The following is a 3,698-nucleotide window of genomic DNA, read 5'->3' on the forward strand; positions in this document are numbered from 1 at the left end:
GGGCGGGGCGTCCCTCGTTCGGCCCAGCGGCGCGGCGGGGGGTGCCGAGGGCGGCGATGCTGGAGGAGCACATCTTCCTTGTGGTGCTGTTGCGGCGCGTGCGCCGCAGCCCGGCCGAGGAGGTCCTGCTCGTGCGTACGACATGGCGCAAAGCCTCCGCCCTGGCCGCCGCGACGGTCCTGGTGCTGGGGATCACCTGCACCGCCCTTCACTTCCGTCAGGAGACGCAGGACCCCCGCCCGGCGCAGCCGCCGTCCTACGAGGCACGGTGCAGCACCGTGGTGGAAGGCTCCCGGGTCACCGCCTACTGCCACAACCCGTATCCCGCCGCCGACCGGGTGCGGCTGCACGTCGAGTGCGACCGCTGGTGGGACGTCGACGCGGACACCGCCCCGGTCCTGCTCCGCCCGGCCGAGTACGGGGAACTGACCGGGCGGTGCTGGAAGGAGATCCGCTCGGTGTGGATCAGCCACCAGCCGCAGCGGGCCGACGCAGGCACATGAACGGATAGCCGGCCGCCTCCGCGGCAGCCGCGTCGCCGTCGCCCGCGCGGATCGCCTCGACCATCCGCGCGTGGTCCATGTGGTGCTCGGGACGCAGGTCCTGGCCGATGTCCTCGCGCAGCCAGTCGCGCAGCACATCCCCGAGGTCGGCGTAGAGCCCGGTCAGCACCTCGTTGTGCGAGGCGGCCACCACGGCCAGGTGGAACGTCGCGTCGGCGGCCACGAACGCCTCCGCGACACCGGACGCCCATGCCTCCTCGCGCCTCGCCAGGAGGGCGTCCAGCTGCCTGAGGTCGCGCTCGGTGCGCCGCTCGGCGGCCAGCCGTGCCGCGGAGGACTCCATGGCGGAGCGCAGTTCCGCGATGTGCCGGGGGTCGGCGCCGGCGAACCGCCGGTGCATGACGCCAGCGAGCTCGCTGGTGGCCAGGACGTACGTCCCCGAGCCCTGCCGGATGTCGAGCAGCCCGTTGTGGGCCAGTGCCCGCACCGCCTCGCGGACGGTGTTGCGGGCGACGCCGAGCTGTTCGACGAGTTCCGGTTCGGTGGGGATCCGAGAACCCACCGGCCACTCGCCCGAGGTGATCTGGTTCCGCAACTGGGCGATCACCTGGTCGGACAGCGCGGAACGCCGGGGAGAGGACAGCGCCATGGTGCTCCTTGTCGTGAAGGGCGTCCGACCGGCGCCCTGGGGCGGCCGGTGGCCGAGTGTCGTCCAGGATTGGACAACCAATCATCCCATGATTCTATGATGGCCCAATGCCTGACGAGACCCGCACACTGAGCCCCGCCGCGACGGCCCCTGCTCCCCAGGATTCTGCCGCCCGCACGGGCCCGGTGTGGATCACCCGGCTCGTCCTCGTCGGCATCGTCCTCGCCGCGCTCAACCTGCGCCCCGCCATCACCAGCCTCGGAGCCCTGCTCGAAGAGGCCAGGACCGGGCTGCACATGAGCGGCAGTGTCGCCGGGATGCTCACGTCCGTCCCCCCGCTCTGCTTCGCCCTCTTCGGCACCGCGGCACCCCGCCTCGCCCGCCGCTTCGGACCCGGCGCCGTCCTCTGCGCCGGCATGGCGGCCATCGCGACGGGGCTCGTCGTGCGGCCCTTCGCCGGCGGCACGGCCGGGTTCCTCGCCGCCAGCGCGCTCGCCCTGATGGGCATCGCCGTCAGCAACGTGCTGATGCCGGTGATCGTCAAGCGCTACTTCCCCGGCCGGGTCGGCTCCATGACCGGCCTCTACTCGATGGCGCTGGCGCTCGGCACATCCGTGGCCGCGGCCGCGACCGTGCCCATCACGAGCGCGCTGGGCGGCAGTTGGCGGGTCGGTCTCGCGGTGTGGGCGCTGCTGGCCGCCGTCGCCGTACTGCCCTGGCTCGGGCTGGTGCGCGACCGCGACCGCGCGGACGGCGAGGCGCGACCCGCGCAGTCCGCCCCGGCTCCGCGGATCACCCGCAGCCCGACCGCCTGGGCGCTGGCCTGCTTCTTCGGGCTCCAGGCGACCGGCGCGTACATCACCATGGGCTGGATGCCGCAGATCTTCCGTGACGCGGGTGTCTCCGCGCAGACCGCGGGCGTCCTGCTCGCCGTCACCATGGTCATGGGCGTGCCGCTGGCCTTCGTCATCCCGCGACTGGCGACCCGGCTGAACCAGCAGGGACCGATCGCGATCGGTCTCGGCCTGTGCGGCCTGACCGGCTACCTGGGGCTCCTGCTGGCACCGGCGGCGGGCGCGTGGGCGTGGGCGCTGCTGCTGGGCATCTCGAACTGCTCGTTCCCGCTGGCACTCACCATGATCGGCATGCGGTCCAGGACCGGTGCGGGCGTCGTGCGGCTCTCCGCGTTCGTCCAGTCGACCGGCTACCTGATCTCCATCCCCGGGCCCCTCCTGGTCGGCGTGCTCTATCAGCACAGCGGCGGCTGGGGCCTGCCCATCGGCCTGATGGCCGCCCTTCTCGTGCCGCAGATCGCCATGGGCGTCCTCGCGGGCAGGGACCGGACGATCGAGGACGAGACCGGGGTGCGAGACTGAGACCATGCCAGTGCTCGACCCGAACCCCCAGAACGGCCAGAAGAAGCTCCTCGGGATCTTCGGCCTGATCCTGCTCATCGGCGTGGTCATCTCGATCATCGCCACGATCGCCGCTCCCTGACCCCGCCGGGCACAGGCCCCGTCCCTCCCTCGACGAGGAGGGACGGTGGTGCTGGCCCCACCGTCCCCTAGGGGGCCAGGCTCAGGGTGAAGTGGGTGGGCCACCGGATGGGCCCCGCCGTTCATGATCCGTACGTTTGAGGGACTCGACCTCTAGACGTACGGAGGCGGCCATGCCGGCCCACACGCACCCCCGGTCCCTCACCCGGTCCCCGGGCGCCGCCGGGGGCGAGCTGCCCTGGTGGGCGCTGGCACTCCCGGTGATCGCCTTCAGCGCGCTGCTCCTGCTGATCGCCGGTCCGGGGCAGGCACACGCCGCGGCGGGCGACGAGCAGGGGGTCGGCGAGTTCCTCCGGCTCGTGCACCGGATGCTGGCCCGTTGACGGGGTCACTCTTCACGGCGGAGCACGTCAACACCCTGCGCCCGCTGGCTCATTTCATGCGAAGCTGGGTTACATGAGCGCCGCTGTGTCTTCCGGTGGGACACCCCCCGGACCTCCCGAATCCCGCAGGATCGTCCTCCTCCGGCACGCGAAGGCCGACTGGCCCCAGGTGTCCGACCATGAGCGCCCGCTCGCCGAGCGAGGCCGGAAGGACGCCCCGGTCGCCGGCCGCCGGCTCGCGGAGACCGGCATCGACTTCGACCTGGCCCTGTGCTCGACAGCGGTCAGGACCCGCGAGACATGGAAGCTCGCGGTGCACGAGCTGCCGCACCGCCCGAAGACGGTCTACGAGGACCGGCTCTACGAGGCCTCCCTCGGCGATCTGCTCGCTCTGCTGACCGAGACCCCCGACGAGGTGAACGACCTGCTCGTCATCGGTCACAACCCCGGTATGCACGCGCTGGCGGACGCCCTCGCGGGCAGCACGGAGGGTGACGCACTGGGCCGGATGACCCGCGACGGCTTCCCGACCTCGGCGTTCGCCGTCCTGTCCATCAGCGGTCCGTGGAAGTCCGTGGAGCACGGCGTGGGCAAGCTGCTCGACTACTGGACCCCGCACGAGTGATCGACCGGCACGAAGAACGGCAGGGCCCCGGCACACCGAGTG

At 72.2% G+C, this 3,698-nt stretch carries 6 protein-coding genes; 5 read left to right on the top strand and 1 reads right to left on the bottom strand.

Features of this window, described 5'->3' with window-relative positions; translation table 11 throughout:
• Window positions 1-503: hypothetical protein (locus ACWGH4_RS32770; protein ID WP_453467261.1), on the top strand; the 503-nt coding region annotated here is incomplete at its 5' end.
• On the opposite strand, the gene ACWGH4_RS32775 is transcribed toward ACWGH4_RS32770, so the two are convergent.
• A complete protein-coding gene (locus tag ACWGH4_RS32775; RefSeq protein WP_453467263.1) occupies window positions 466-1,152 on the bottom strand; it encodes a FadR/GntR family transcriptional regulator in 687 nt (228 codons plus the stop codon). The two genes, ACWGH4_RS32770 and ACWGH4_RS32775, sit on opposite strands and share 38 nt — an antisense overlap.
• A 107-nt stretch (window positions 1,153-1,259) precedes the next feature.
• Between ACWGH4_RS32775 and ACWGH4_RS32780 the strand changes: the two genes are divergently transcribed.
• From ACWGH4_RS32780 to ACWGH4_RS32795, 4 genes are all read left to right on the top strand, one after another.
• Window positions 1,260-2,528 (top strand): CynX/NimT family MFS transporter, encoded by a 1,269-nt coding sequence (locus ACWGH4_RS32780; RefSeq protein WP_441267239.1) that lies wholly within the window; start codon window positions 1,260-1,262, stop codon window positions 2,526-2,528.
• 4 nt (window positions 2,529-2,532) lie between these two features.
• Complete coding sequence (locus ACWGH4_RS32785) at window positions 2,533-2,649, top strand: SGM_5486 family transporter-associated protein (protein ID WP_086025608.1); 117 nt, start codon at window positions 2,533-2,535, stop codon at window positions 2,647-2,649.
• Between the two features lie 172 nt (window positions 2,650-2,821).
• The gene (locus ACWGH4_RS32790) at window positions 2,822-3,031 is read left to right on the top strand and encodes a hypothetical protein (RefSeq protein WP_441267240.1); all 210 of its coding nucleotides are present in this window, start codon (window positions 2,822-2,824) and stop codon (window positions 3,029-3,031) included.
• 73 nt (window positions 3,032-3,104) lie between these two features.
• Entirely contained in the window at window positions 3,105-3,656 is a 552-nt protein-coding gene (locus ACWGH4_RS32795; protein WP_441267241.1) for a histidine phosphatase family protein, read from the top strand.
• Window positions 3,657-3,698 lie beyond the last annotated feature (42 nt).

This window comes from Streptomyces sp. NPDC054847 (genome assembly GCF_053610925.1).

Excerpts from the sequence above, each read along its gene's own strand:
- ACWGH4_RS32795 (WP_441267241.1), top strand. The coding sequence starts at position 3,105 with ATGAGCGCCGCTGTGTCTTCCGGTGGGACACCCCCCGGACCTCCCGAA.
- ACWGH4_RS32780 (WP_441267239.1), top strand. The coding sequence starts at position 1,260 with ATGCCTGACGAGACCCGCACACTGAGCCCCGCCGCGACGGCCCCTGCT.
- ACWGH4_RS32785 (WP_086025608.1), top strand. The coding sequence starts at position 2,533 with ATGCCAGTGCTCGACCCGAACCCCCAGAACGGCCAGAAGAAGCTCCTC.
- ACWGH4_RS32775 (WP_453467263.1), bottom strand. The coding sequence starts at position 1,152 with ATGGCGCTGTCCTCTCCCCGGCGTTCCGCGCTGTCCGACCAGGTGATC.
- ACWGH4_RS32790 (WP_441267240.1), top strand. The coding sequence starts at position 2,822 with ATGCCGGCCCACACGCACCCCCGGTCCCTCACCCGGTCCCCGGGCGCC.